Origin of the sequence: Xanthomonas populi (assembly GCF_002940065.1) — a bacterium.
Lineage (GTDB): Bacteria > Pseudomonadota > Gammaproteobacteria > Xanthomonadales > Xanthomonadaceae > Xanthomonas > Xanthomonas populi.
On sequence record NZ_MDEJ01000352.1, the window covers coordinates 1 to 400 of the forward strand.

1 pseudogene is annotated in these 400 nt (G+C 47.8%); it reads left to right on the top strand.

Annotation, left to right across the window (positions count from 1 at the left end):
* A pseudogene (locus XpopCFBP1817_RS22415) lies at positions 1-298 on the top strand (hypothetical protein); the annotation flags it as partial.
* Positions 299-400 lie beyond the last annotated feature (102 nt).

Consider the following 400-nt stretch of genomic DNA (forward strand, 5'->3'; position numbering starts at 1 on the left):
GAGCGATTACGCACACTGCCCGAACACGTCTACAACCAGATGGTCATGGGCTGAAAAACGTGGGGATACCTCAGCCTCAGGCCCGGTCTCCGGCTATGCGTGGAGTATAGCTGCATGTCAGATGGGCCTTAATTGCAGTGCGGGATCTGAATTAATGAACTCTGTTTGCCTCAATACTGGTGGATGTTCAAGCCCAAATTTCGAATCGTTCGTGCGTAACAACCTGGTTGGCGTGGGCGATGCAGCCTTGCTTGATAGCAAAGTCGATAAAATTAAAATTATTTTAACTAAACCCTAAGGATAGGTCCATGAAAATAAATGGCACCTCGAACAACCAAGTCGTAGCCGTGGTGACACGCACTGGATGATGACCATACCTTCAAAAAATCAGCGATCTGAG